Source organism: Paraburkholderia sp. BR10923, from assembly GCF_040948765.1.
GTDB lineage: Bacteria > Pseudomonadota > Gammaproteobacteria > Burkholderiales > Burkholderiaceae > Paraburkholderia > Paraburkholderia youngii.
Genome location: NZ_JBFPKO010000038.1, coordinates 1 through 23,578 on the forward strand (window position 1 = coordinate 1; position 23,578 = coordinate 23,578).

The following is a 23,578-nucleotide window of genomic DNA, read 5'->3' on the forward strand; positions in this document are numbered from 1 at the left end:
ATCTGGACCGCGACCCCGACAATATCCGTATCACCAATATCGGCATTCGAGAAATTGGAACCGATAATTGGGTGTACGGTTAGTTAATGCCCTTGCGTCGTCATGCTGCGTTCAGTCTCGCGCGGCCAAGTCGAGCGGAGTGCTGCCAAGTGCCGACTGGAGCCGCCGTGTCATGCTTCACGGTGCGCGGCCGTGCCTTTGAAAAACCCTTGCGCTGTCCTGCTATGCCGAGCAATGCCATGTGACGCGTCGCCTAGCCGGGCAATGCCCCGCGGTGCCGGGCCCGGTCGAACAATGACTCGTCCATGTGCCGCCAAGCATCGCGTCGTCTTGTCCACGCCGCGATTGAAAACCCTTGTCCTGTGCTGCCGTGCCGAATCACGCTGAGAGCCGGTTTGCCATGCGTTGCCCAGCCCTGCCGAGTCAAGCGCTGCGCTGCCCCGCACCGCTCCGCCGTGAAAAATTCTGTACTGCCCTTGTCTCGTGTTGCCTTGCAAAGCCTCACTCGGACCGGACCAGCTATGTCGCGCCTGACCAAGCCATGCCGGGCAAGATCACAACAATCCTGTACTGCCCTTGTCTCGTGTTGTCGAGCCTGACCGGGACGAGCGAAGCCCAGAGACGCCGAGGCGAGCCGTGCGCCGAGCTGTCGAGCCTAGCGCTGTACTTGCCGGATTACGTCCTGACGCATCGAGCCTGATCGTGCCGAACCGCGACCCGCCATATCGGGCCGTGTCGTGTTGCGCGCAGCCATGCGGCCCATTCAGCTTACATCTTTCAGCGCGAGTGCGGCAGTCAGCGTACTTGAAAGCTCATGGCCCGAGCGGTCGACCTCTTTGCCGATGCGCTTCGCGGCCTTCTCGCCAGCCATGATCTCGGTCACCGCGAGTACGCTCAATGCGACGTTGTGCCGAACCTGCGTCTCACGGTCGAGAGCTGCATAGTCAGCACAGAGCACCGTGCGCGCGGCCTTGCGTGCGGTGCGTCGGATATGTGCCCGCGCCCTGTCGGCCGTGCGTACAATCTCGCAATCGTTGAGCCGTCGCAAACCGATGTCGCGCACTACATCAAAGACGCGGCGCTCATCGCGTAGCAGCCGGCGTCGTGCGGTATCAAGACAGTGCCTCGCCTCGCCCTGCACGTCGCGCCCGATCTTCTCGGATAGAACCGCATAACGGATCTCGTCGCCCACCGCGAGCTGCGCGAGCACGCGCATCAGGTGCATGGCATCGCTGTCCGGGTTCGGTGTAAAGTCAGCGCTCATGTTCGCATCACTCCAAGTCCAGCCACTTGAGTCCATCAAGACGGAAACGGCCATAGAAGCCGTTATTGCGCGGCCTGAAGCGACCAATGCCGATGAAGTTGCCCGCCTGCTTCAGATGATACTCAAAGACATCGCGTGTGATGGTGTCATCGAGCACAAGGAACTCGACGTCACCGCTCCATGTGTGGATCACAGGAAAGCACTTATCGACGCGTGAGCCGCCGCCGCGCTTGCCGTCCGAGGGCACGAACTGCCATTCGCCAGCCACGTCCTTTTTCTTGAACGGCAGGCGCAGCGGTTCGACGACGAGCACGCCCGCCTCAAAATGTTTCGTGTAGGTCGTCTTGCCCTTGCCCGGTATCTGCACCGCGAGATAGCGCGCGGCGTCCGACAGACAGTTCTTGAACGCCATCGGCGGGATAATCACGAAGTCCTCGCCATCGACGTGCAGCCTGTCGCGCCATGTGCGCGCCTCGTAGTCGCGTGCCGACTCCTTGTTCAGCTTCTCGGTAATGTAGTGTCTGGACTGGCTGTAGGGAGATATGCCAGTCAGAGTTGCGATTGCTTTTTTCATTTTCAGCCCTTCTCCTGAAATGAAAGCCATCCAACTACTTTCTATCTGTCGGAACGCTCATACCGCCCCAGCAGCAGCTCTACGGCGTGCCACAGTGGCGCGGTCTGAGCACTGCCCCCGCGCATCTGTCGAAGTGGAAACAACTCGTTATCGCGGCCCGGATCGTTGCGGTTGACCGGCACCCTGTACCACGCACGCAGCACGCAGAGCAGATCGAGCGCGAGCTTCAGGTCGCCCGTGGCTGCGTCGGTCATGCTAGAACCCGTGCCTTAAAGCCGTCATGATGCGCGGCATGTCCGAGGGCGTCGCGCCCGGTATGCCGACCATCCATCTAGGCGGCAGCGGTATCGTCTCGCCCTGCGGGCGCCACAGGTGCAGCACCTCGGCGTTGTTGACGTACTCGGAGAGCGGCGGGTGCAGCTGCATCACGGTTTCCTCGGGATCGAAGAAAAGCGCCTTCACATAGGCCATCTCGGGCCACGTTGGCAGGCGCTTCTCGTTCGCAATGCTCACGCTCACATGCTCCCAACCATCGCCGCAACCCGCGATGACCCATATACGCGTCGTCGTCGGCCGGATGCGCAGCTTGAACGCGCCGTGATACTGGTCGCCCGCGTCGCCATAGAGCGGCACGCGCCAGCGGTTGAGAAAGTTTAGTGAACGCACGTCCACTAACCCTTGCGGCCCTTGCGCGGTGCGCGCGCCGGGTGCCCCGCCTTCGCCGCGGCCTTGCGTGCCGTGTTGAGACTGATCGCGACGGCCTGCTTCATCGGCCGGCCGGCCTTCAGCTCAGTGCGGATGTTGGAGCGGATCGTGCGCTGGCTATAACCCTGTTTGAGCGGCATGGCTATCGCCCTCTCGTCGTGCGCTTGGCGTTGGTGCGCTGTTCGCTGGTCGGATACACGCGGCCCTCCGCGCGTGCCTTGCGCAGCGCCTCGCGTCGCGCCTCGGGCGGCATGTTGGCGAGCGCCTGCTGGCTCGCAATCACGCGCTCGCGTCTGAGTCTCGATGCCATAACGTCATCCTCCTGGCTGCTGTCATTGCCACGCGGGCCGCTCGCTGGCCGGTTGCAGCGAGTAGGCGATACAGTTGAATGCTTCGGCGTCGGTGTGGCCGTTGACGATCATGAAACCGGCGAACTCGCCGTGACGCACGCGCAGCGCGTCGAACATGCCCGCGCTGTCGCGGTAGATGATGGCTTGAGGGCGGTTCGCGCCGCAGAGCGCGAGGACGGTCGCGACGACCTGCTCGGCTGCGTTGGTCACGCTTTTTGCGCCGTTCAGGTCGTGGATAATGGGGATGCCGCCGATCTGGCCGACGAGTGCAAATTTCGCACCGCCTGCGTTATACATGGCTTCCTCCCGGTCGAGGGGTGAGGTGCATTGTGTTGCACGGTTCCCTAAACAGGAACCGTGCATTCATCCGCGAAGCCTTACGGAATATAGTTCAGACAGTTCCCCGCTGCCAGTTTTCCCACTACTTTTGTTGGCAGGTGAAAACCTTACGGCGTTGAAAGCTCACTTTAAAGCGCTTCAATCACAGCGCGAGCAATGAGTCAATCACTTTTCCACGGGGCCGATTTCCTTGATGCCCTTCTCCCGCAGCAGCCGGTTAATCTCGTCCTTCACCACGCGCTTGCAGATCGTGTGCATGGAGTCGGGCGAGTTGTCCGAGAGCCACTTGAGCGCTTCCTTCTCGCGGTCGGTGAGTCGCACGTTGACAATGTTCCACTCGCGGTCGTGCGGCAGCGTGAGGAAGTCGAGTTCGCCCGCCTTGAACGCGGGACGCGCCTTTCTCGATGCTGGCGAATGATGCAAGTCTGCGCCGGCGGCGAAGTGCTCGGCGGCGGCGCTACGGTCGTCGCTGCTGCTGTTGCCACGCGTGGGCGTCAGGTGATTGAGCTGTTTGCTCATGACGTATAAATCTCCGAGTACAGTTTGTCGATCTCATCCATAGCGCTGCGCGAGTCACGGCCGACACGCAGCTCGGTCACGCTTCGCCCGGCGCCCCACGCGTCCGGGTAAGCCGTGCGATCACTGATGATGGTGCCGCACAAAAGTCCCCGGAGTTCTTTGAATGTTTCGAGCGCGGCCAGAGTCGCCTTCAGCTCCAGATCCCGCCGCGCCGGGTGCGTGGTCACGCACGAGAGCACGACACGACCGCGAAGCTCGGGATTGACTTCCCGCGCGCCCACGAGCAGCGCCTCGATGGTGCCGAGCGTCCAGTTATCTGACGGGTGCGGCTTCACGGGCGTAATGAACCAATTGGCCCGAGTAAGTGCCTTGCGTAATTCGTAGGAGTCCGACCCGTTCGTATCGACGAAAATATGATCGTACTCGTCGAGCCACGCGTCTAGTTGGACGTCCATGTCGCGACCCGTGCGAACCTCGCAATCTATGCGCGCTGCATCAGGCTGGCCGCTGCGCGCGATGTGCCACTTGTCCGTCGTGTTCTGCGAGTAGTCGGTGTCGATGATGCCCACCTTCGCGCCCTTGCGCGCGAAGCACGCCGCGAGGTTGCCGGTAATCATCGACTTGCCGGTGCCGCCCTTCTGGCCCCCGACCACGGTGATAGTTGCTGTCATATGGTGGCCTATGCTTTGTTATACGTTACTATCATATCATTCGACAGTACGGGAAGCGCAAACAAAAAGGCCCGCGCCTTGTAGCACGGGCCTTGCGGGGATCGGGAGAGGGCGGCTACGGCCGCACGAGCGCCCGCGCTTCCAGTTCCTCGCGCGCGTGGCCGAGGCACCCGGTCGCGGGATCGAAGTTGGTGCAATGCCCAATCGCGATCCACTTGTGGCCGCGCGCATTGCGGATCACGAGGTCCGCGCGGATCTCTGCCGCGGGCTCGATGTCGCCGTCAGGCGAGAGGAAATAGCACAGCGTCTCGTCGTCCACGAGCATCGCGTGCCGTACCGGAATACTGTGATGGAAAATTTTCTCGCCCATGATCGACCACCGCGACATGCCCGCGCCCTCTTTTCATTTTATACACGCGCATATCATAGCAGTGCTCTCCATCACAACTACTGCGCAACCATTCCGCCCTATTTGTGAAAGCTCCGCAGCGTCTTGGCGAGGTTCGCGCGGCGCTTGGTTGTCGCGCTTGCCTTGCTTCCTTCCGCTGTGACCTTGTTGAGCTTTTTGACCGGAATGGTTTCTCCCTGCTTCACGCCGAGCGTGCGGCGCAGCGCGCCGGGCTTTTTGATCGCGCCTTGAATCCAGTTCTTCGTGCTCATGGTGTCACCTCCTTAAAGACGAGCGTCGGCGATCCAATCGCCGCTATTGGTCACGCTGTACCATCCCTGCGCCGTCACTGTCATCGTGAACATAAAGGAATTCACGGAGACGCCCTGGATGCTCCATCCAGTCGCATTGATGAGATTCACCGCAGCCGACATCGCGGGAGGTGCGCGTTTGGTGTAAAACGGCACGCTCCAACCCGGAACGCCGCTCGCGCTGGCCGAGAGATAAATCACAAAGGGCGGGAGAATTTCATAGAACCGTTGCACGCGCGCAAGCTCGGGCCCAAAACCTCGATACTCGAAAGTCGTCGGTGCACCGCCAGCTCCGCTCAGATTGTCCGAGCTATGCGGTGAGGACAATTCGAGCTGTAGCTCCGCAATGTCCACGTCGCCGACGGCCGGATCGAACATCAGGCCGGCCGAGAAGTAATGTGCCGGAAAATCGAACGGCTGGCCGGCCACGATAGCCGGGACGTCAATCCGTGCGGAGTACCGTTTGAAGGTCGTCGTTAAATCCCACGCTACGGCTTTCGAAAACTCCACCGTCCCGGCCGTTATTCCGAAAACCTGTGCCGCCTGTATGCCGACGACCTTTTTTGCGCCCGTTGGCGTGCGCAGCTTCGCGGAAATCGTGAGCGTGCGACCGGCCGCGAGATCCGCGTACTCGCAACACTGACGGAAAACCGGGAGCGTGCGGGCGGCGAAGGTTCCGGTGCTTGCGGTGGTCTGGGAGAAGCGCGCGAAATACGCGAGCCGCGCGCAGTCAAAAAGCCCTCGCTGCGGCTCGCCGTTGACAGTCATCAGTGAGATCGTGCCCGCACCGCCCTCGCCAGCGCGGGAATGCCAGAGGGTGGTCCCGTTGTACGCGGTCGCGAGCGTATTGAGTGGCGCTGAATTCGTGGTCCAGTGATCGAGCGCGCCGTCTACAAAGAGGTTGCGGTTTGCGAACGGCACGCGCGCACCGCCGAACAGATCGAGCAGCGCCGAGAGCTTCGTGAGTGAAAACATTGGCGGGCTCTCCCTTACTTGCATCCGATAACCGTCAGCTGGCCGCCGCCGAATGTGACGCCCGTATCCCACATAAGGACGAAACGGTCCATCATTTGCCCGACTGAGCGAGCGCCGCTACACCAGCCGCCGATCCAGACCGTACCGAAGGCTGCGGTGTTGCGGAACGGGCCGTGACCATTCCATGTGATCGGCCGGCCGGGGTTGTTCGGGTGCCGGTAAATCCGCATGTCCATGTCGATATAGCCGCCAGCATCCGAGCCGCCGCCGAGCACGGCGTAGGCGTTTTGCGGGGCGTCGTAGGCATTAATGCCCGTCTCGGGTGAGACCGAAAGCGTATGCCGGTTCAGATACATTCCGGGCGTATTCCACCAGCCGACGACCGGCATCCCGAATTGCATAACCAGCGCGTTGTTGGTGCCGCCTGTTGGAAAGGCGCACGACACGACGAGCCGGATCGTCTCGAAAGAGGGGTCTATCTGATAGATCGAGTATTGAGTCTCGCCGATCAGGGAACCCGAAAACAGAAGCGTCTCGGGCGCGACGACATCGCCAAGCCGCGCGAGCGTGAGGTTTTTCGACATAGGTCCCCCGTTCAGTTCGGCAGGCTTGAGGGCAAGCCGTAGAGCATGAACTTGCCGCGCTGGAACCCGCCAGCACCGACATAGATACGAAAGGCATTGATGGGCAAGCCGGAAAACGCGACAAGCTCACCCACGCCGACTGTCTGTCCTCGCGAGATAGTGGGTCCCGGCACCGTGCCTGCCATTTGCCAGCGCATCGACGGGAAACGGGCGGGATCGCTAAACGATGAAAAAATGTAAGTCGCTTCGTATGAGGCGTAAATGGGACTGCCGGCATTGTTGGACGCGCCGGACCACGGGTTTATCGTGGTTAGCTCGTTCTCGGGTCCGCTCGTGACGGGCGAGCTGGGAGTGGATGAAACGAAGGTCAGTGCGATCCGATAATTTGGCGTGCCGATCCACGTCGCGCCGTTGTCATTGGAAAACTGGAAAGCGAAATTCTGATTGTCGAGCGCGGGAAGCGCGCCCTCCATCACCAGCTCGTAGACATCGAAGTCAGTCAGGTTAGTAAAAGCAATAACCGTATTGCCCGTCGCGTTCCGCGCGTCAAGCAATATGCGCCCGACGCCGAGTGTCTTACATGCCGCTATACGGTCCTGCACGTCCGACAGGTTGGCCGAGCGCTTGAGGCAATCGGCAATCGTTATCGGCGCGAGCGCGAGCACGCCGAACTTCTCCGAGCCGTCAGCCGTGAAGCCCACGAGAAAGAACCCGGTCGGGTCGTCCGTATAGTCCGTGCCCGCGACAAGAAACACGCCGCGCAGCATGAGCCACGCGAAGCCGACCGTATGCGGGAAAGACACGAAGCTCGCGCCCGCCGCAGGCTGCACCCACACAATCGACGGAACGGTGAAGGATGAGCCGGTCGTCACGCCCTGCGTCTGCACTTCAATCTCGTCGTTGGCGTTGAGCGGGTCCGCGAAGTCGATATGGATGCTGTCGCCGTTGAGCGTGTAGTGCTTGCCGCGCGTGGCCGACAGGCCATTGCGCACGACACGCACGAATGGCGCGGTAAATCCCGGCGTGCGGATTGACAGGTCGCCGTCTGCGAACGAACCAACTACATCGGACGCACCGAGCGTGTACCACAGCGAATTAGGCTGCGTGCTCTCGGTGGTCGCTGAGGTGGCATAGACGCCGCTAGCGTCGGAAAAGAAGTTCTGCGCGATGCCCTGCTGCACGACGACCGTCGCTGTGTCCGCGCCCGCGACGCGCAGCGTGACGGAGAAATCGCCGGTCGTGAGGTTCTGCACGACGAAGTTCGCCGGGCCGTCGAACGTCACCGAGCGATCGGCATCAAGCTCGCCCACGAGCCGGAAAATCACGCTTAGTGTCTCGGTCGGCGTCAGCACCCGGTCGCCGCCCGACAGGTCAATCTCAAGCAGCCCGCCGATGTTCTCCACGCGCTGCGCGCTCGCCTCGGCGTCGGTCGCGCTCTGCGCGGCGTTCGCTTCGCTCTGAGCCGCATCGGCGGCGCTTTGGGCGGCGTTCGCCTCGGACTGGCTTGCTGCTGCCTCGGCGCTCGATGCCTGCCCAGCGCTTTGCGCTGCCGCCTGCTGCGAGGCGAGCGCAGCCGCCGCGTGCTCGCCGCTTGCCGTTGCGCTATCGGCCGCGGCCGTTGCACTCCCCGCCGCCTGCGTTGCGCTCTGCGCGGCTGCTGTTGCGTTCTGCTGCACGTTGCCCTGCGCGATGAGCACCGTGTCGCGTGCGCTGCCTGCGCTCGTCGCCGCCGCCTCCGCGCGCTGCATCGAGTCGAGCGCGTTGGCCGCATCGGTCTGCGTTGCCTGCGCGTTGTTTGTGGACGTCTGGGCCGACGCCGCCGCATTGTTTTCGCTCTGTAGCGCGGCTGCGGCTGACGCGTTCGCAGCGCTCGCTGCGTTCGTTGCCGTGGTCGCCCCTGCGGTGATCGCCGCCACATCAGGCGCGATCATGAGTTCGACGTTCGCGACGACCTTGCGGATCGACGGCACGAGCACGTTGTCTGCGGTCGTGTAGTCGGTGTCCTCGTCGCCATTGACCCACACATTGACGCGCTGCCGGTCAAGCTCGAACTCAGCGACGAGCGAGGGCAGATCGGTCATGACATCGGACATTTACGCCTCCTTTCCGGGCAGCGTCGGCCATTCGACATTGGGAAAGCCCGCGCGCCGGGGCAGCTCGCGCAGTTTCACGCGGTACACGCGCAGGCGTAGCAGGTAGTCGGCGTCCGCACCGGGCAGCGACGCGGCAACGAGGTCGGCCTGCTCGTCGATGAGCGAGCCCACAATGGAAAGCTCCTGCGCGACTTCGCGCATGGCTACTTCCCGCGTGTGCGTCTCGTCGATGCGCCACTCGCCCGTCTGCTCGTCAAAGCACACGAAGCCACCAACAGGCGGCGCTTTCGTCGTCGCGTGCGCCGGGATGAGGTATTGCCCCGGATTCATCGGATCCTCGTCGGCTTCCTCCGCGCCCACGTATGCGCCCGTCTGCGGGTGATAGCTGTAGACGCGCATGGTCAGTACTTGATGCACGCGAGCCACGCGATATTTCGCGGCCGCGTTTCCGTGATGCCCTGCCAGTCGGTGACGACCGAGTGCGCGTGAGCGCCCGCCGCGCCGATGGAGACGCCCACGTTATGCGCGTGCAGGCCGTCGCCCGCGATCCCGATGCCGGTCATCGCGGGCCGAATGGCGTCAATAACCAGCGTGTCACGATTGGTGAGTCCGCCGCCGTGCAGATCGGTGCCGGGCTGATTGGTCACGATGCCGCCGGTCAAGTGATAGTGGCCGTAATCAATCACGGCATGACCATGAAAGCCCTGTCCATCCGTCCACGCGGTCGCGGCGTGCCAGTGGTCACCCACTGCGAGCGCCGTGCCCGTGTGCCAGTGCGGGTGCATGTCCTCGCCCTGCCATGTTCCAAAGCCGCGCCCGCTATCGACGCCCCGCCCGTCATCCCACGCCCTGAGAAATTCGCCTCGGGCATCGGGCAGGTTGAATGTGTTGCCGTCCGGTGCGCCGTAAGTCGTGCCGATTGCAGCAAAGAGCGCCTGATAGCTTGCACGCGGGAGCGCAGCGCCATTCATTTTCAGCCAGCCCGCAGGCGCAATCGGGTTCGCAAAGAGCCCGACCATACCGGGAGGCGCGAGCTGCACAGAGTCCGCGGCGTCCGCGAGCAGTGCCCAGGTGTTCGGGTCGGTGCCCGGTGTCACACCGCTATGCGCGCGCCGCGCCCGGTAGATGCGCTCGCCCTGAGACACGAGCGAACCGGGCGCGTAGAGCGTCGTCGTCGCCCACTCGGCCACGCCGCGCTGAAGGAAGTATTGAGCCGCGTTATACAGCTCGTTCCAGAGCCCGTTGACCCATTCGACGGGAGGAAAGCCGCCGTTGCCGCCATTGTCGGGCGAGTCGAACGTGAGTCCCCAGCCACGCGGTACGTTGGGAAACGCGATGAGTTCGCCAACGTGCGCGTTCGAGGCAAACACCTGTTCGACCGGCCGGTTAACCAGTGCTGTTAGCATTTGCGAAGTCCTGAATGCGTTGCAGAGCCTGCGGCATCGTCACGTTGACAATGCGGTGAATCGTCGTGAACACCGTTGGATCAAAGTCAAAATCGGTGTTGAGGATGAGCCGCACGCCGACCGGGCGCGGCAGGATGTCCATGCGCTCAAGCACGAAGCGCACAAAGGGCGTCACCCGCGAGGAGATCGCGTAGATGGTGACGGTCATGTCGTAGTTGTCGTTTGCGTTGGCGAACGGGCCGCCAAGCAGCACGGTCAGCGCCTGCATGAGATTGGGCAGCGTGCCGGTCTGGTAATTCTTGATGACTTTCAGCCGGATCAACGTTCGCATCTCGTCATCGCTGGCCGAGGCGCTGTCGGAGAGCGCTGCACCGTAGCGATACCACACGCCGCCCGGTGTCTGCCCGTGCTGGAACGGCCCCGCATACGGGTTGTCCTCAAAGCCAAAGAACTTGCGCGGCAGTGCGCCGGCGAGGATGCGCGAGACGCCCACAATGCGGCCGATCACGTCGAGGCTGATGCCCACAGCGCGGTCGATGTCGTAGGTGCCGAGCATCGCCTGAAAGCCGGACCACGTAGGCGCGACCATCGAGTCGATGAGTTGCGCGTGCGCGCGTGCGCGCGGCTGGCCCCGGTACTGCCAGATAATCAGGTCAGCGTAGGCCATTACGTTGCGATCACGGTAATGAACACGTCTGCCGCGTCGATCACGGGCTTATCGCGCGGGCCGACAATAATGTCCGCGTCCGTAAGCGCATTGGGTGCAGTGCCAATCTGCAAGTCGCGCACGATAAAACCCGGCACCTGATACATGACGCCGTAGAGTTCTGTGTAGATCACGGGCTCACCAATGGTAAAGATCGTGCTCGCGAGTGCCCGCGCAATCGCATCGGTATCGATGTCGGTGAAGTTCAGCCGCCGCTCAACGAGCGCGGTCACGTAGATCGGCACGCGCGTCGGGCGGTCGAAGTGGATAAGCCGCCCACGGTTATGCCGGTCGAGCACCATCACGGTCTGTTCGCCCTGCATCCCCGTGCCCATTGGCTTGCGGTTCAGGATAACGGTGCCTATTGCCTCGTCGTCGCCCCCGTCCACGACTGCATTGATGCTATGCGGCGCGACGCCGTTGGCGTCTGTCGTCTCGCCATAATTCTCGAACACCTCCACGCCGATAACGCCGGTCACGGCGAGCAGGTTCGCGCGCATCCCGCTCACGTCATCGAACGCGGGCCGCTCGCGGCTCAGGTAGAAGCGCGAGCGCAGCGCCGGGTCCTGTTCCTCGTCCGCGCCGATGTCTGACGCCTGCGACGTGACCGCCGTTCGCCAGCCCGCGACGCCCGACACAATCTCCAGTTCGACATTGGAGCCCACGGGATAGGCTCCCGGCTGGTCGCTCTGGAAGTCGAGCCGCGCCGAGCCGTTGGCGTTGAGCTGCACCACTTCAGTGGAGCGCCACAGCGCGCCGGTCGGATCGCGCACCATCGCATCGGTATTGATGGGCGTGAAGGCCGCGCCCGACAGGATGACGCCCCGCAGCCACGAGACGCTACTGCGTACACGGCGGATGCCCGCGAAAGCAACGATACGGTCCAGGTTCGGGCCGCTTGCATAGTCCGGGTCCATCTGCCGCCACATCTCGCCGGCGAGTTCTTCCAGGTCCGCGAGCGCCTGCGACCATAGTCCGATGGCCTGCCCATCTGGCGAGTCCGGGTCGGTGTTGATGTCGATCCCGTATATCGCCTTCATGCCCGCGTCCAGTTCGGCAATAATGGCGTCGAGCCGCCGAACGACAAAGCCGTCAGGCGTTAGTTGGCCCATTGTTCACCACCGTAAGATCGAGCGTGTCGTCGTCGGTCGTTGCAATCGATACCTGCATGGTGAGCACGCGGTCCTCGGACAGATCGAGTATCAGGTCGTCGAGCCGCGCGACGCCCACCGTCTGCAGGATGGTCAAGCGCGCGGCGCGCTCAATGTCTACGAGGTTGCCGGGTCGCTCAAAGTCGTCGAGCCACGGCATGCCGTGGGTGAGGTCGAGAAACCAGTCGCGCAGGAACGAGAGCAGGCGCGTTCGCACGCGCTGCTGTGTGGATTCACTGCCATCCGCATAATTGGAAAGACCCTGTCCGAACGTCCAGTCCCCGAAATGGTCAAGTCGCCTGACTTTCATTTGCGCGCGCCCATAAAAAAAGGTCGCACCCCGTTACCGGGCGCGACCTGAGATACAAAGTCCGACGCGTGAAGGGTGAACGCGTCGGGATCGGCCAGCTTCTTACGGCTCTGCGGGGGCCTGGCCGGAAAACCTAATTGCGGGGCGGGCTCACGGAGCCGCCCTGCGGGTCGTCGTGAAAATGAGTGTCATGGCTTGCGACGTGCGCCGTCGCCACGTCGAGCGCGCGCATGATATTGGCCATCGTTGCATTGCCCGCACCGCCGTTGCCCGCCTGACTCGAAAGATCTCCTATGAGGTGGGTATTGCCATTGAGCACGATCCCGGCCGGTGCGTTGATGACAAACTGCCCCGCGCCGTTGAGCACGGTTGAGCCCGCCGCGTTGGCCTGCGTGATGGTGCCGTCCGGGTCCAGTTGCACCCGCTGCTGCCCGTCCACGCTTCGCAGCGCAGCGCTCTGGGCGTTATAGCCCGGTACTGCGCGCGGCAGCGGCGTCGGGCCGACGAGCGCAAAGCCGTCCGACAGGTCGTGGAGCCGGTAGTCCGCGGGCATGTCCTGCGACTCACTCTGCTGCCACGAGTCGATGCACCGGTCCCCGAAAATGACGAGGCACGGGTCGCCGGGCGCTATGGGCATGGTGCAGATATAGTTGCCGCCGCGTAGCGTATAGACGGGGACCACGCCAAGCTCGGGATACGCGTCGCGCGAGCCGTCCGCGAGCTGCTGGTCGATCATAAGTTGCACGGTCGCGGTGATGGACGCCGGATCAAACGACACGATGCGCCCCGGCATCGCCACGCGCACCTCGCGCTTGACGTTCTCCCCGTGCTCATCGAGCGCGCGATTGAAACCGCCGCCTGTCCACGGGTAATTTTCTGAGCCCATACGATTTCCTTGCGAGTAGCGCATCCACGCTGTACACGCGCGGCATCCACGGATGCGTGGCGTAGTACTCGTCCGGTTCCATGATGTCGATATCGTCGCCGGCACTCGCGCCCGCGCCGACCGCCGTCTTGCGCTCCACCTTCTGAAAAATCCCGCCCACGCATGTGATGGTGGAGAGCCAGTCGCCCTCCATCGAGTCACCAGCGTGCTGCAAGCCAACGATCTTGAAGTCGCCCGAGTAGTGCGGCAGGATCGATTGCACGCGCACGAGCCCGCCTATGTGAAGCTCGGGATTGCACAGGCAGCGCACTTCGAGCCCGTCATCGGACTGCTGCGGCATTCCCACCATGCCCGTGTCCTGCGAAATGAGCGGCCCTTCGTCGGCCGTCACAGCGGACGCGGGTAGCATCGTGAGTTCGCCGTCCTGTATGGACCAGTCCGCGCCGTTGGCCCGCGCGAGGTTGGAAAGATGGTCGCGGGTATTGCCCGAGTACACGCGCGGCCGTGCGCTCGCCAGCGTGCGCGTGACGGCCATCGGCCCGCGCGTCACACCCGGCATGGTGCTCGTGAGCGCGACCGCCGCCTCCGCGTCCGTTGTGCCTGCGGGCATCACCATGTTCACCCGCGCGCTGCTGTAGGCCGTATTGCCGTCGCCGCATTCAAGCTCGGTGATGAAGTCCATGCCGTCGCGCGACACGTTCGCGCGCACGATGTCGCCCGCGAAAATGAGCCGCAATGCCTCATAGCCGACCGACAGCGACATGACCGTCCACCGCTTTTCCAACAGCGCGCTCATGTGCTCGCGCGTGAGGTTATAGACCATGACCTTCGCCGGGTTCGGGTTCTTGTCGATGGTTTTGCGCACGTCGAACGACATGCGTAGGTTATTGATGAGCATGCCGTCCGAGCTTGAACCGATTACCAGCTCGAAGCGTCGCCCGAACTGCCTCACTGGCCAAGCTCCGCCGCGATGGTTGCAAGCACCGATTCGAGGGTATCGATGGCAAGCACGCAGCGCTTGCCCATGTCATCCACGCTCATCGGATCGAGGAACGCGGCCGACGCATCGAGCAGCAACAGAACCCATGCGCGGCCGAGCCGCTGGCCGAGCGGGATGCCGACCACGAGTGGCATGTACTGCGCGATCCATTGGCCCGTTGAGACGTCCAGTATGTTCGCGTACCAGTGCTGGCCGACGCTGTTCCAGACGATGGTGAACTGAAGTATTTCGCCGTTAAAGCGCACGGTCATCGCCTGATTAACCGTTGAGTCTGCGGGGATAAGGTTCACGGCTTACCCGTTTGTCTGCTCGGTGGCGCGCCACGCGCGCCCAGGGTGAAGCATGAAGTCGAGCGCCGACTGCCTGCCGGGTGTTACTTCCGGCGTCTTGATGTTGCCCTTGTTAGCGACGGCCGCCGCCTGCGCCGACGCGCGCCCGCTCATGTTCTTGCTCGCGCCTGCGGGCTTGGTGCCGCCACCGGGCGCACCCGCGACCGTGATGCCCGACACGGTCTGGGTCTCAACGATGAAAAGCTCACGCGCCGCAATCTCCAGCGTCGCGCTGCCGTCGAAGTGCTGATCCATCGAGACTGCGATGAGCAGCATGTTTTCGTACTGCTGGGAGCCCGTGACGATGACGACCGGATCGCCAGAGCGCTGCACCATGCGCAGATTGTCAAAACATTGCTCGACGCGCAGCGTGCCTGCGGACAGGTCGAGCGTCGAGGCTGGCGCGAAGTCAGGGAGCCACGGCGCGAGCGGGCGCGCGAGACTGAGTGCCGGGAAGTAGCTCGCATAGGGCGCGGCCATGCCCGACACGCGTGCCGCCTGTAGCCGCGTCTCGTTGGTGAAGGTCTGCACGGGCGCGGGCAGGCTGATGTAGTTGAGAAAATCGATGCTCGTGCGCGGCGCGATCATCTGCGCAGCCTCATAGTTGACCCCAGCCGGGAGCCAGTCCACCATCTGCCCGCTTATCGTGAGCCGTCGCGGTTCGAGCGCCGCATGGTCTGCGATGACCGCCCCGCTTTCCACCGGGTTATCGCTCACCCGCATCGTTGACTCATGGGACTCGCGCGAGGTCTGGTCAATATGCACCGTACCAATCGCACGGGAAATCACGTATACGTCCACGGCCTTACGTGCCCAATGTCATGCCCACGGCGCTACACACGACAGCGCCAGCGCGCTGCTGCTCGGGCGTGAGTAGCGTGGCGAGAATGTCGGCGCGGTGAAGGGCGCAAAACACCCGCAGCGCATGCTGTGCCGTGTCGTTGGTCTGCAAGCTCTCACAGCTTGCGAGCGTCATCAGCACGAATGCCACAAACCATAAAACGCGTCTCATGGTCGCTCCTACTGTTTAACGGTCGGTGCGTTGTTGACGTTGGCGCGGCGTCCAGCGCTGTTAATTGCCATCTCAGTCTCGCGTCCGGCCGCGTGCGGGTCGGTACTGTGGACGCTCACGCTCACCCGCTGGTTAATATTGGTGGTCGTGGGCGCGGCGGCCGGCGCGGGTAGTGGCGCAGTCACGCCGCCGCCAAAGCCCCCCGGACCAAGCTGGCCGGCCGGACTACCCGGCGAACCGATGGGCACGGTCCGCATCGCGGCTATCGCGCCGCTAATGCCCTGCCCGCGTGCGAGCGCGCCGACGATAGCGCCCATACGGCCGAAGGCGTTCTCGATGTATTGCCCGATGTTCTCCATCGTGCGCTTGGCAAACTCGCCAATGATCTTGAAGCCATTCAGGAACGCATCGACGAAGCCTTTCACGTCCCCATGTGCGAGCGCGACCAGTCCGACAATGCCGTTCGCAATAAGCTCGATGAGGGTGGCGAACGCATCGATAATGATTTTGAAAGCAGCTACAAACACGTCCGCGAAGTTGCGCCCGACCAGCTCGAGGATGAGTCCGATTACCTTCATCAGTGGCTCAAGGGCCGCGATGGCTGGCCGCACCGCCTCCGCTATCTTGTTGAAGTACTCAAGCATCGGCCCCCAGTTGATAGCCGATTGCCCGCCCTTCATGTAGACCATGAAGTCATCCACGAGCGCCATGAGCACGACGAGCGCCGCGATAACCCATGTGAGGGGGTTGAGAAGCATGGAGCGATTGAAGAACATCCACGCAGCGGCGAGCAGTAGCATCGCGCCGCGCCAGCCAATCGTTGGTCCTATCACGTCATCAAGCGCCTTCACGAAGTTGGACACCATCCCTATGGTGAGTGAGATCGCCTGATAGGCCATCGTCATGCCGCGGATGATGTTCTCGCGGTTCGCGCGGAACCACGATTTGAACGTGTCAATGGACCGGCTCATTTCCGGCACTAGCGCAAGGCCGATTAGCGTGCGGAGCTGCCCGAGCCCGAACCGCAGGTCGTTGAACTGGAGCTTTAGCCGGTCGGCTACCTCGGCCTGCTCGTCACCGTACACCCCCCACTCTCGCGCCCGGTCGATGAGCTTGCCGAATTCCTCGCTATTGAGCGCGAGCATGCGGCGCATGGACGGGTCGATGCCCAGACGTGCGAGGAACGCGCGCTGCTGAGGCAGCGCCATGTCCTGCATTTTTGCCTGTATCTGCCCGATCACGTCGGACACGTCGCGCACCTGCCCGTTGGCGTCGCGCACGGACAGGCCGAACTTGTCGAAAATCTTCGCGCCCCGGCCCACGCCGTTCGCCGCCTCGCCCATGACTCGGGTGAGGCCGACCATGGACTGCTGTGCGGCTTCGACCGAGGAACCGGTCTGCTCGGCCGCATAGCCGATTTCCTGCAGGAAGGCGACGGACGTGCCCGTCTCGCGCGCCACGTCGCCAAGCTCGGCCAGCTTGCCAACGGCATCGCCAAAATACGCAGTGATCGCACCGTAGGCGGCCGTTATGATGCCGAACGCCTTCGTCGCGGTGCCCGCGACCCGGCCCAGCTCCATGCGAAACGAGCGGGCTTTTGCGCTGTCCTCGGTGACGCCGAGCTTGACAAGGTACTCGTCGATGAGCATGGCTATCTCACCCGTCGAAGCGGCTGCTGTCGCGGCAGCGCCTGCGCCTCGGCTATCGCCTTATCCCAGGCGTCGGCGGCTTCGTGGAAGTCCATCACGTCGTCCAGGCTGTACACGGTGCGCAGCTCGTTGAGCGAACACAGGCCGCGCATGATGGGCTTGAACAGGAACCAGTCTATGGCGTCGCCGCCAAGAGCGACTGAGCCCGATCCAGAATGCGCTGAAACAAGCCGTTGCCACCGGGAAAAAAACGGGCGAACTGGAACACGAAGCCGCGATGCACGACCTGAACCCAATGGTCCGGGTAGGTGCCAAAGTGCGCCGCGAACCTCCCGCGCTCACCGAGACTGAAGGGCGCGCCCTCGCCCACTGCTGCCCGCGTGTTTTGCATGATGAAGTCGAGCACCTCGTCGGCTTCCTCGCCGTGCAGATGCGCGAGCGCGCGGCCGAACGGCATTTCCCGCACATGCCCCTTGGCATCGAGCACCACCGAGACATCGGCCAGCACGGGGCCGAGCCGTCGCACGTTGGCAATGGCGTCGGCCGCATTGCCCGGCACCATCACATAGCGCACGTCATCGATGGAGAACTTTTCCTCGCGCCTGACTTCGCGCTTGACTGCCTGATCCATTGCCTGCCCCCTCAGTTGAATAGCCCGACTTCGAGCCGCATCGCCATGCGCTCGAAAACCATCGTCCATGTCACCGGGTTGGCCGCATTGCCCCGGATATAGGGCGGTGCGACCGTGAAATAGCCCTGCTCGGCCGTCACCACGTCCTCGTTGAGCATGTCGCGGATGGAGAGCGTGAGCGGCACGAAGCTGCGGATTGACTGGCGCTGGGAGCGCCGCAGCGAATCGAGATAGTTGTTATCGCGCGAGTGCTGCTTGAGCTGTAGCACCAGCTCGCCCGACTCGTCCGGGTGCTGCACGAACACGCCAGTCCCGCCCGCGCCGATGGAAAGCTCGCCGTGATCGACTCGAAAATTGGCGTGGATAACGTCGCCGCCCTCGTGCCAGTCCTGAATGCGATAGTCGAGAATGAGCACCGAAACCTGCTTGGGATCGAAAACAGCCATGACGTTTCCCCTTTAGCGCACGAAATTGACGATGACATCGGCCGTGTGGATCGCGCCGGCGAGCTTGAGCGCGACCTGAATGGGCGGGGCGCGCCGTTGGTCGCGGTCGGTGTCGGAGAGGTTGTCAACCGAGTCGGCCCAGATGTACCAGCCCGTGTCGAGGTAGTCGCCCGATGCAAGCTCACCGAACTCGTCGCCCGTCCACACGCCCGGTGCGAATGCGCCATTGCGCACGCCGTCGCGGCACGCCTTCTCGATGGCGTTCACGAGCCGGTGCGTGCCGGGGTCGGTAAGCGGCACCTTGGTCGGGCTGAGGTACAGCACGTTGAAAACGTTGCGCTGCGCTTCGTCGCAGAACCAGTCGAGAATATGAACTTCGTCCCAATAGCGCCCGCCGATCACCGTGCCCTGCGCGACCATCGCCACGTCATCAAAGTACGCGTAGTAATTGATGCCAAGCGCCTCGGCCTGCGAGGCCTGCGTCTCGGTCAGCGGCTCAGGTGTCACAAGCGGCTGCTGCTTGAACTTCATGGTTATCGTGGTGTTGTTCGCCTGGAAGTTGACGGAGAGCGCGCGGGCGAGGAACGAGATAATCGCGTAGCGGTCGTCGTGGTCGTACTGCGCGACCACGCGGTAAGCCTGCCGGTCGTAGAGCTGGCGGAAAATATTGGTCGTCGCCTGCGAGAGGTTCGCGGCCGACATCGCGGTGACGCCGAAAACTTTCCGGTCTGCGCCCATGATGTAGTCCGCGGCGGCCGTGATGGTCGCGTCGTCGAGCGGGCTGCGCACGGCAACGCCCGCATACCAGTTGGACATGACTTCGGATAGGGATTGCATCGCCTCCGCAAGGGTCTGCGCGGGCTGCGTGACCTGATTGGTGCCGGGAACGAGATACGTTGGCGACACGTTGTCCAGTCCCATGATCGCGCCCAGGTAGCCGGAGCCTGAGCCCGTGACGAAGCCGAGCTGCACGCCCGCGCCTGTCACGCGGGACTGGATGATGAAGCGCGTGCCTACGTTGTCCCATATGCACGTCAGCCCGTCCGGTGTGATAACGGTGTCCACGGCCTGCGCGACGCCCGCGAACGTGGTCGCTTGGGACAGGTCGATGCCGCTGTAGTCGGTCATCACGCCGCTAATCGGGATGCTGAAAGAGCCGTCCGAGATTGCGGAGAAGGTTGATATTGGCTGCGTGACGGGTCGGCCGAACACGGCCGCAGCGGTCGCCGGGATAGTGTTCTCGTCCGCATCCCACCGCGCGACGATGAGCTGGCGCGGGCGCGGCGACTGCGCGAAAAACTTCGTGGCGGCGGCGTAAGTCTCGGACGTGAGTCCCCACGCCTGACTGACCGCCTCAAGGGTTGACATCGCAAGCCATTGGGAACCGGCGTCGTTAAACGGCGCGACTTCAGGGCTGAACAGCGCGAGCATGCCGAAATTGCGCAGCGCCGACGCGATGGGCGTCAGGTTGAGCTGCACGTTCACCACGCGCGAGAGCGGCAGGGTAGTGGCCATTTTTCCGGCTCCATAAAAAAACCCCGCACAGTGGGCGGGGTTAATGGTTCATTCGGCGTCGTCGTCGGGCGGTTCAACCCGTATATGCTCGGTGCCGTGCTCGTAGTGGACATCGATGTTCGCGCGGCGCATGGTGAGCAGTTCCACTTCAATAATCTCGTTGACACTGAGCACCAGATTGAACCGTGCCCGTTCCTCCTGCGTCCCGGCGAGTCCCGACAGGTCCGTGATCGCACCGAGGCTCACGAGCCCAGCGCGGACCTTCCTGAACGCCGCGCGCCCCGGCTCCGATTGCAGGATGCCCCACGCGAAGCAGGCCAGTTCATAAGCGTTGCGCCCGAACGCTTCGAAGGTGAGGGTATCCATGCGCGAGGTGGTCACGCGCTCCAGCTCGTTATGCCCGTCGAAGTCGCTGCGCGCCGGTCCCTGTTCGGTTGAGCTTGAGACATCGAGAACCACGAAAGCTCGGTCCTGCGTGGGTCCGTCGCTCCACTCCGCGCGCACGTCGCCGCTAGCCAGTCCCAAAAGCCGCGCCGTCTGGCGCCGCAGTTCGGGAAGGTCGCACCGCAAGGCAGTCAAAAAAGCCATAGTCGTTCCAGTCCTGCAGAAAGGTCACTTTGTAAATCTCGCCCTTCCAGTGCACCTTGTCGCCAAAGCCAAGCGGCTGCGCGGCGAAGATGTGGATTGTCGGGTGCGCGCGCTCGCCCTCTGCAAGCATGAGCAGATCGGAGGGCGTGGCCGGATGGACGACCGCGTCCACCTCGTCGGGCGCATACGTCGCGTCCCATTCCCCCGTCTCGTCCCACACGCCGGCGCGCCGCTCGATGGACAGCAGCACATGCCACGCTGGATCGAAAATGACTTCCCGCAGGTTCATCACTTCGTTTCTCCTGCACGGCGCACGACGCCGGTCGCAGCCTGCCGCAGTTGCCCGCTATCAATGAGAGGACGGGAGCTGCCTTTGCGCTTGATGGTCGCGGGTTTGAGCGCCTGGAAGGCGGGATTGGGGTTCGTGATTTCCTGCTGCACGCCCGCGCCCGCGATGAGCGCGAGCTTTTCAAAAGCCGCCTCCACACTCTGCTTGCCCGCGAATGCAAGCTTCAGCTCGCCCGCGAGCGTGCGCACATAGCGGTCTTTGCGGTTGATGACGGACTGCCGGATGAAGGGCCGCGCGGGGATGCCTGCGGCCGGCGCACCGAGGTCGTGGATTGCGGCGAGAGTCGCGAGCGAAATATTGCTGCCCTCATGCGCGCCGGTTTCGCCCGGATACCCTACGACGACTTCGTACTGCGCCGTCCGCGTAATCGTCGCGAGCAGCTTGTCGAGCTTGCTGAAGTTAAAAGGCGGGCCAGTCTGAGCCACTGTGCCACCTCCCTGAGTACTGGTCGCGCTCGTCGGGCGGCTCGGCATCGAGCGGGGTGCCCGGCAGGATCGGCGTCGCGTTGAGCACCAGTGCGCCCATTCCGACAATGCGGGCCATCGACCACCACTGGATGCCGTATGTCGTCAGGCCGAGGAAGTACGGCACGTCGCCCGCTCCGCCCGAGCTACTGCCCGCGCCAACCGCGCCATACGTGACCGCGAGGGCACCGGCTCGCCGGGAGAGCGTGTAGCGGAATATGCCTGTAGCCATGCCTCCACCAGCGTCAGTAGCGCTCTGCGCTCGCATGTTGGAGAGCGCAAGCAGGTGCGCGGCGAGCGTAGTGACGCCCTGCACATACTTTTTGCCCCACGGCGAAAAGCCATTCCACGGCAGCGCGTCATCGAGCGCCGCCTGTACCTGCTCGTCGCTGTTCTCCGCAAACTCAGGGAACCGCGCACGAAAGTCCTCGACCGTGACGACCGGCGCACGGCGCGCGGATGGGCTACTCATCGCCTTGCGGCGCGTCGCGCTTCTTTCCGCGCCGGCGAGACGCCACGTTCTCTGACTCGCCTTCCGCTTCCTCGCGGTCGGCCTTTTCGACTTCGGTCTCGGGCTGCTCTGCGTGCTCGTCCTCGGTCGTCTCGGTGAGCGTGCCCTCATCGACCCAATGCTTGCCGAACGCGCTTTCCTTGAACTTCGCCCACACCGTAGCGTCCACGGGCGTAATACGGCCCGCAGCCAGCTCGATATTGTGCGGCACGCCGGGAATAACGAGCGGTTGCTTGCCCGTGTTCTGTACGTAAACCATTGCGGGCGCGGACTCACCGCGCCCCTTCGGATCAGCCATGATGGTGTCACTCCTTAAAGCCCGTCTACATAGAGGGCGGATTTCGGGTACTTCCAATGCACCCCCGCATACTTGTATTCGGCCGGGATTTGCGTCTCGAGCCCGAACACCTGGGGCGCATGGAAAATGATCGGCATGGGGATATACATCACGAGGTTTCGCTGATTGCGCTCGTAGACGATCATCCGAGCCGTGTCGCCGCTACCCGCTTCGTCGAGGTCCGGCCCACCGACAAAATCCACGTCGATGTTGTGCTCTACGGTCGAGAGGTTGTTGTCCTGCAGAAAGCTCAGGATCGTCGTGTCGGAGTTGGGCGAGCGCGGCGTGCTCGCGATATGGCCGAACTGCGGGCCGGGGATGACGATGGTATCGACGATGCTGTTGCGCTTCGTCTGCGTCCACACCTGCGTAATCGCCCGGTTCACGTCCATGAGGATCTGATCGGGAGTCGTCGCCGGGTTGAGCCAGTCGCCGTTGATGGCTGGCATGATCGGCACATATGGGTTATTGAAAACGCCCGTCAGCTCATACTCGCCGTAGAGTCCGACGACATTCATATGGCGCTGGTAGGCGTCCATGCACGCGTCGGCGCGGTCGGTGTCGAGCGGGATATTGAGCCGCCCCGAGATGCGCAGCTCCTCGAACGTGAAGGCATAGGCTAGTGCGCCGCCCACGACCGGCACGCTCTCCATCGCGTAGAACACATCGACGCGCGGCAGATCGCGGCCCTTGAGCGAATGGCGACGGCCACGGCCCGCGAAGTCTTTCATCTTGTAATCAATGCTCGTAGCCCAATCTGGCGGCTCGTTGGATATCGGCACCAGTCGCTCATAGTCGAGCGGTTCGCGAAGCCGTTCATAGACTTCGGTTTCGATATAGGCGAGCTGCGAGACGAGGAACGCAAGTGCCTCGGGCGAGTCCACCAGTTGCAGTTTCGGGTCCGAGAGGAAGTCCCGGAGCACCTGAGTACGGTTCGGCTTCATTGCGCTCCCCTGATAAAAAAAGAGGGCCGACCGGTTCCCTGCGGTCAGCCCGAAAAAGCAGCGATAAGGCTTAGGTTTATGGAGGCGTTGCGGCGGCCTCTGGCAGCTTGATACGGTTCAGCCGCAGCAGCGCAATGCCACCTGCATCGGCTACGCTGTCCCAGAAAGCACCCGTGACAGGCAGCGCGCCGCCGACTGATAGCGTGCCGTCCGTCTCTGCGGACACGGGGTCGCCCACGTTGCAGCCCGCAACACAGATCGCCCAGATGCGACCGAACTCCATCACAGGCACGGCCGAGTTGGGCGGGTAGAACCACTCGCCATCTGCGTTCGCAGGCCATACGGGATGCCGCACGGTCACGCCCGTGACTTCACTGCTTGCGGTGAGCGGCACAATGCGCCCTTCCTCGTTCACTCCGACCGCGACTCCGACATCGACCGGCTCGTCCGTGCCGTTCGTGTAGCTCACGATGGAGCTGATATTGATGTCGGCGTCCATGCCTGGAATACCAAGCTCGAACAGCTTGTCGCCGTAGGTGCCCAGGTCGATTCGTCCAGTAGCCATGATGTC

General features: G+C 63.1%; 36 protein-coding genes. All 36 read right to left on the bottom strand.

The genetic code is table 11. From position 1 onward, the window contains the following. Nucleotides 1–763: 763 nt before the first annotated feature. Nucleotides 764–1,225, bottom strand: a complete 462-nt coding sequence (locus tag AB3X94_RS37115) for a hypothetical protein (RefSeq protein WP_368614113.1) — start codon at nt 1,223–1,225, stop codon at nt 764–766. Between the two features lie 46 nt (nt 1,226–1,271). Next, nucleotides 1,272–1,838, bottom strand: a complete 567-nt coding sequence (locus AB3X94_RS37120; protein WP_368614114.1) for a hypothetical protein — start codon at nt 1,836–1,838, stop codon at nt 1,272–1,274. 41 nt (nt 1,839–1,879) lie between these two features. Next, a complete protein-coding gene (locus AB3X94_RS37125; protein ID WP_368614115.1) occupies nt 1,880–2,092 on the bottom strand; it encodes a hypothetical protein in 213 nt (70 codons plus the stop codon). 1 nt (nt 2,093) lies between these two features. After that, on the bottom strand, nt 2,094–2,504 hold the full coding sequence (locus AB3X94_RS37130; RefSeq protein WP_368614116.1) for a hypothetical protein: 411 nt from the start codon (nt 2,502–2,504) through the stop codon (nt 2,094–2,096). 5 nt (nt 2,505–2,509) lie between these two features. After that, a complete protein-coding gene (locus tag AB3X94_RS37135) occupies nt 2,510–2,683 on the bottom strand; it encodes a hypothetical protein (RefSeq protein WP_368614117.1) in 174 nt (57 codons plus the stop codon). 2 nt (nt 2,684–2,685) lie between these two features. Next, nucleotides 2,686–2,853 carry a hypothetical protein gene (locus AB3X94_RS37140; protein WP_368614118.1) on the bottom strand — a complete coding sequence of 56 codons (168 nt, stop codon included), beginning with the start codon at nt 2,851–2,853 and terminating at the stop codon, nt 2,686–2,688. A 22-nt stretch (nt 2,854–2,875) separates the two neighbouring features. Then, complete coding sequence (locus tag AB3X94_RS37145; RefSeq protein ID WP_368614119.1) at nt 2,876–3,190, bottom strand: hypothetical protein; 315 nt, start codon at nt 3,188–3,190, stop codon at nt 2,876–2,878. A 207-nt stretch (nt 3,191–3,397) separates the two neighbouring features. Further along, nucleotides 3,398–3,751, bottom strand: a complete 354-nt coding sequence (locus tag AB3X94_RS37150) for a hypothetical protein (protein WP_368614120.1) — start codon at nt 3,749–3,751, stop codon at nt 3,398–3,400. Further along, the gene (locus AB3X94_RS37155; RefSeq protein ID WP_368614121.1) at nt 3,748–4,422 is read right to left on the bottom strand and encodes a division plane positioning ATPase MipZ; all 675 of its coding nucleotides are present in this window, start codon (nt 4,420–4,422) and stop codon (nt 3,748–3,750) included. Before AB3X94_RS37155 ends, AB3X94_RS37150 begins: the two co-directional genes overlap by 4 nt. 115 nt (nt 4,423–4,537) lie before the next feature. Beyond that, a complete protein-coding gene (locus AB3X94_RS37160; protein ID WP_368614122.1) occupies nt 4,538–4,792 on the bottom strand; it encodes a hypothetical protein in 255 nt (84 codons plus the stop codon). A 98-nt stretch (nt 4,793–4,890) separates the two neighbouring features. Then, nucleotides 4,891–5,082, bottom strand: coding sequence for a hypothetical protein (locus AB3X94_RS37165; protein WP_368614123.1), 192 nt, complete (start codon nt 5,080–5,082; stop codon nt 4,891–4,893). A 12-nt stretch (nt 5,083–5,094) separates the two neighbouring features. Further along, complete coding sequence (locus AB3X94_RS37170) at nt 5,095–6,042, bottom strand: hypothetical protein (protein WP_368614124.1); 948 nt, start codon at nt 6,040–6,042, stop codon at nt 5,095–5,097. A 68-nt stretch (nt 6,043–6,110) separates the two neighbouring features. Beyond that, nucleotides 6,111–6,680: a hypothetical protein gene (locus tag AB3X94_RS37175; protein WP_368614125.1), complete on the bottom strand. Its 570-nt coding sequence runs from the start codon at nt 6,678–6,680 to the stop codon at nt 6,111–6,113. Between the two features lie 11 nt (nt 6,681–6,691). Then, nucleotides 6,692–8,773 (bottom strand): hypothetical protein, encoded by a 2,082-nt coding sequence (locus AB3X94_RS37180; protein ID WP_368614126.1) that lies wholly within the window; start codon nt 8,771–8,773, stop codon nt 6,692–6,694. Next, entirely contained in the window at nt 8,774–9,190 is a 417-nt protein-coding gene (locus tag AB3X94_RS37185; RefSeq protein WP_368614127.1) for a phage tail assembly chaperone, read from the bottom strand. Beyond that, nucleotides 9,175–10,179, bottom strand: coding sequence for a phage tail protein (locus tag AB3X94_RS37190; RefSeq protein WP_368614128.1), 1,005 nt, complete (start codon nt 10,177–10,179; stop codon nt 9,175–9,177). The genes AB3X94_RS37185 and AB3X94_RS37190 overlap by 16 nt, the downstream gene beginning before the upstream one ends. Further along, complete coding sequence (locus tag AB3X94_RS37195) at nt 10,160–10,846, bottom strand: DUF2612 domain-containing protein (RefSeq protein WP_368614129.1); 687 nt, start codon at nt 10,844–10,846, stop codon at nt 10,160–10,162. Before AB3X94_RS37195 ends, AB3X94_RS37190 begins: the two co-directional genes overlap by 20 nt. Further along, nucleotides 10,846–11,997, bottom strand: a complete 1,152-nt coding sequence (locus AB3X94_RS37200) for a baseplate J/gp47 family protein (protein WP_368614130.1) — start codon at nt 11,995–11,997, stop codon at nt 10,846–10,848. The genes AB3X94_RS37195 and AB3X94_RS37200 overlap by 1 nt, the downstream gene beginning before the upstream one ends. Continuing rightward, entirely contained in the window at nt 11,978–12,346 is a 369-nt protein-coding gene (locus tag AB3X94_RS37205; RefSeq protein ID WP_368614131.1) for a hypothetical protein, read from the bottom strand. The genes AB3X94_RS37200 and AB3X94_RS37205 overlap by 20 nt, the downstream gene beginning before the upstream one ends. A 133-nt stretch (nt 12,347–12,479) precedes the next feature. Next, nucleotides 12,480–13,256 carry a Gp138 family membrane-puncturing spike protein gene (locus tag AB3X94_RS37210; RefSeq protein WP_368614132.1) on the bottom strand — a complete coding sequence of 259 codons (777 nt, stop codon included), beginning with the start codon at nt 13,254–13,256 and terminating at the stop codon, nt 12,480–12,482. Then, complete coding sequence (locus AB3X94_RS37215) at nt 13,177–14,130, bottom strand: hypothetical protein (RefSeq protein WP_368614133.1); 954 nt, start codon at nt 14,128–14,130, stop codon at nt 13,177–13,179. The genes AB3X94_RS37210 and AB3X94_RS37215 overlap by 80 nt, the downstream gene beginning before the upstream one ends. A gap of 50 nt (nt 14,131–14,180) precedes the next feature. Further along, complete coding sequence (locus tag AB3X94_RS37220) at nt 14,181–14,483, bottom strand: hypothetical protein (protein WP_368614134.1); 303 nt, start codon at nt 14,481–14,483, stop codon at nt 14,181–14,183. 42 nt (nt 14,484–14,525) lie between these two features. Next, nucleotides 14,526–15,362 (bottom strand): phage baseplate protein, encoded by an 837-nt coding sequence (locus AB3X94_RS37225; RefSeq protein ID WP_368614135.1) that lies wholly within the window; start codon nt 15,360–15,362, stop codon nt 14,526–14,528. 4 nt (nt 15,363–15,366) lie between these two features. Continuing rightward, a complete protein-coding gene (locus tag AB3X94_RS37230) occupies nt 15,367–15,573 on the bottom strand; it encodes a hypothetical protein (RefSeq protein WP_368614136.1) in 207 nt (68 codons plus the stop codon). 8 nt (nt 15,574–15,581) lie between these two features. Next, a complete protein-coding gene (locus AB3X94_RS37235; RefSeq protein WP_368614137.1) occupies nt 15,582–17,222 on the bottom strand; it encodes a phage tail tape measure protein in 1,641 nt (546 codons plus the stop codon). Nucleotides 17,223–17,224: 2 nt separating this feature from the next. Then, nucleotides 17,225–17,374 (bottom strand): hypothetical protein, encoded by a 150-nt coding sequence (locus AB3X94_RS37240; protein WP_368614138.1) that lies wholly within the window; start codon nt 17,372–17,374, stop codon nt 17,225–17,227. Nucleotides 17,375–17,397: 23 nt separating this feature from the next. Next, complete coding sequence (locus AB3X94_RS37245; RefSeq protein WP_368614139.1) at nt 17,398–17,922, bottom strand: phage tail assembly chaperone; 525 nt, start codon at nt 17,920–17,922, stop codon at nt 17,398–17,400. After that, nucleotides 17,865–18,299: a phage protein gene (locus tag AB3X94_RS37250; RefSeq protein WP_368614140.1), complete on the bottom strand. Its 435-nt coding sequence runs from the start codon at nt 18,297–18,299 to the stop codon at nt 17,865–17,867. The genes AB3X94_RS37245 and AB3X94_RS37250 overlap by 58 nt, the downstream gene beginning before the upstream one ends. Nucleotides 18,300–18,311: 12 nt before the next feature. After that, nucleotides 18,312–19,814, bottom strand: a complete 1,503-nt coding sequence (locus tag AB3X94_RS37255; protein ID WP_368614141.1) for a DUF3383 domain-containing protein — start codon at nt 19,812–19,814, stop codon at nt 18,312–18,314. A gap of 48 nt (nt 19,815–19,862) precedes the next feature. Further along, nucleotides 19,863–20,273 carry a hypothetical protein gene (locus AB3X94_RS37260; protein ID WP_368614142.1) on the bottom strand — a complete coding sequence of 137 codons (411 nt, stop codon included), beginning with the start codon at nt 20,271–20,273 and terminating at the stop codon, nt 19,863–19,865. Between the two features lie 52 nt (nt 20,274–20,325). Continuing rightward, nucleotides 20,326–20,691, bottom strand: coding sequence for a hypothetical protein (locus tag AB3X94_RS37265; protein WP_368614143.1), 366 nt, complete (start codon nt 20,689–20,691; stop codon nt 20,326–20,328). Continuing rightward, nucleotides 20,691–21,176, bottom strand: a complete 486-nt coding sequence (locus AB3X94_RS37270) for a hypothetical protein (RefSeq protein WP_368614144.1) — start codon at nt 21,174–21,176, stop codon at nt 20,691–20,693. The genes AB3X94_RS37265 and AB3X94_RS37270 overlap by 1 nt, the downstream gene beginning before the upstream one ends. Continuing rightward, the gene (locus tag AB3X94_RS37275; RefSeq protein ID WP_368614145.1) at nt 21,151–21,687 is read right to left on the bottom strand and encodes a DUF4054 domain-containing protein; all 537 of its coding nucleotides are present in this window, start codon (nt 21,685–21,687) and stop codon (nt 21,151–21,153) included. The genes AB3X94_RS37270 and AB3X94_RS37275 overlap by 26 nt, the downstream gene beginning before the upstream one ends. Next, nucleotides 21,680–22,024 carry a hypothetical protein gene (locus AB3X94_RS37280; protein ID WP_368614146.1) on the bottom strand — a complete coding sequence of 115 codons (345 nt, stop codon included), beginning with the start codon at nt 22,022–22,024 and terminating at the stop codon, nt 21,680–21,682. The genes AB3X94_RS37275 and AB3X94_RS37280 overlap by 8 nt, the downstream gene beginning before the upstream one ends. 14 nt (nt 22,025–22,038) lie before the next feature. After that, on the bottom strand, nt 22,039–23,007 hold the full coding sequence (locus tag AB3X94_RS37285) for a DUF2184 domain-containing protein (RefSeq protein ID WP_368614147.1): 969 nt from the start codon (nt 23,005–23,007) through the stop codon (nt 22,039–22,041). Between the two features lie 76 nt (nt 23,008–23,083). Beyond that, on the bottom strand, nt 23,084–23,572 hold the full coding sequence (locus tag AB3X94_RS37290) for a hypothetical protein (RefSeq protein WP_368614148.1): 489 nt from the start codon (nt 23,570–23,572) through the stop codon (nt 23,084–23,086). Between the last annotated feature and the right edge of the window lie 6 nt (nt 23,573–23,578).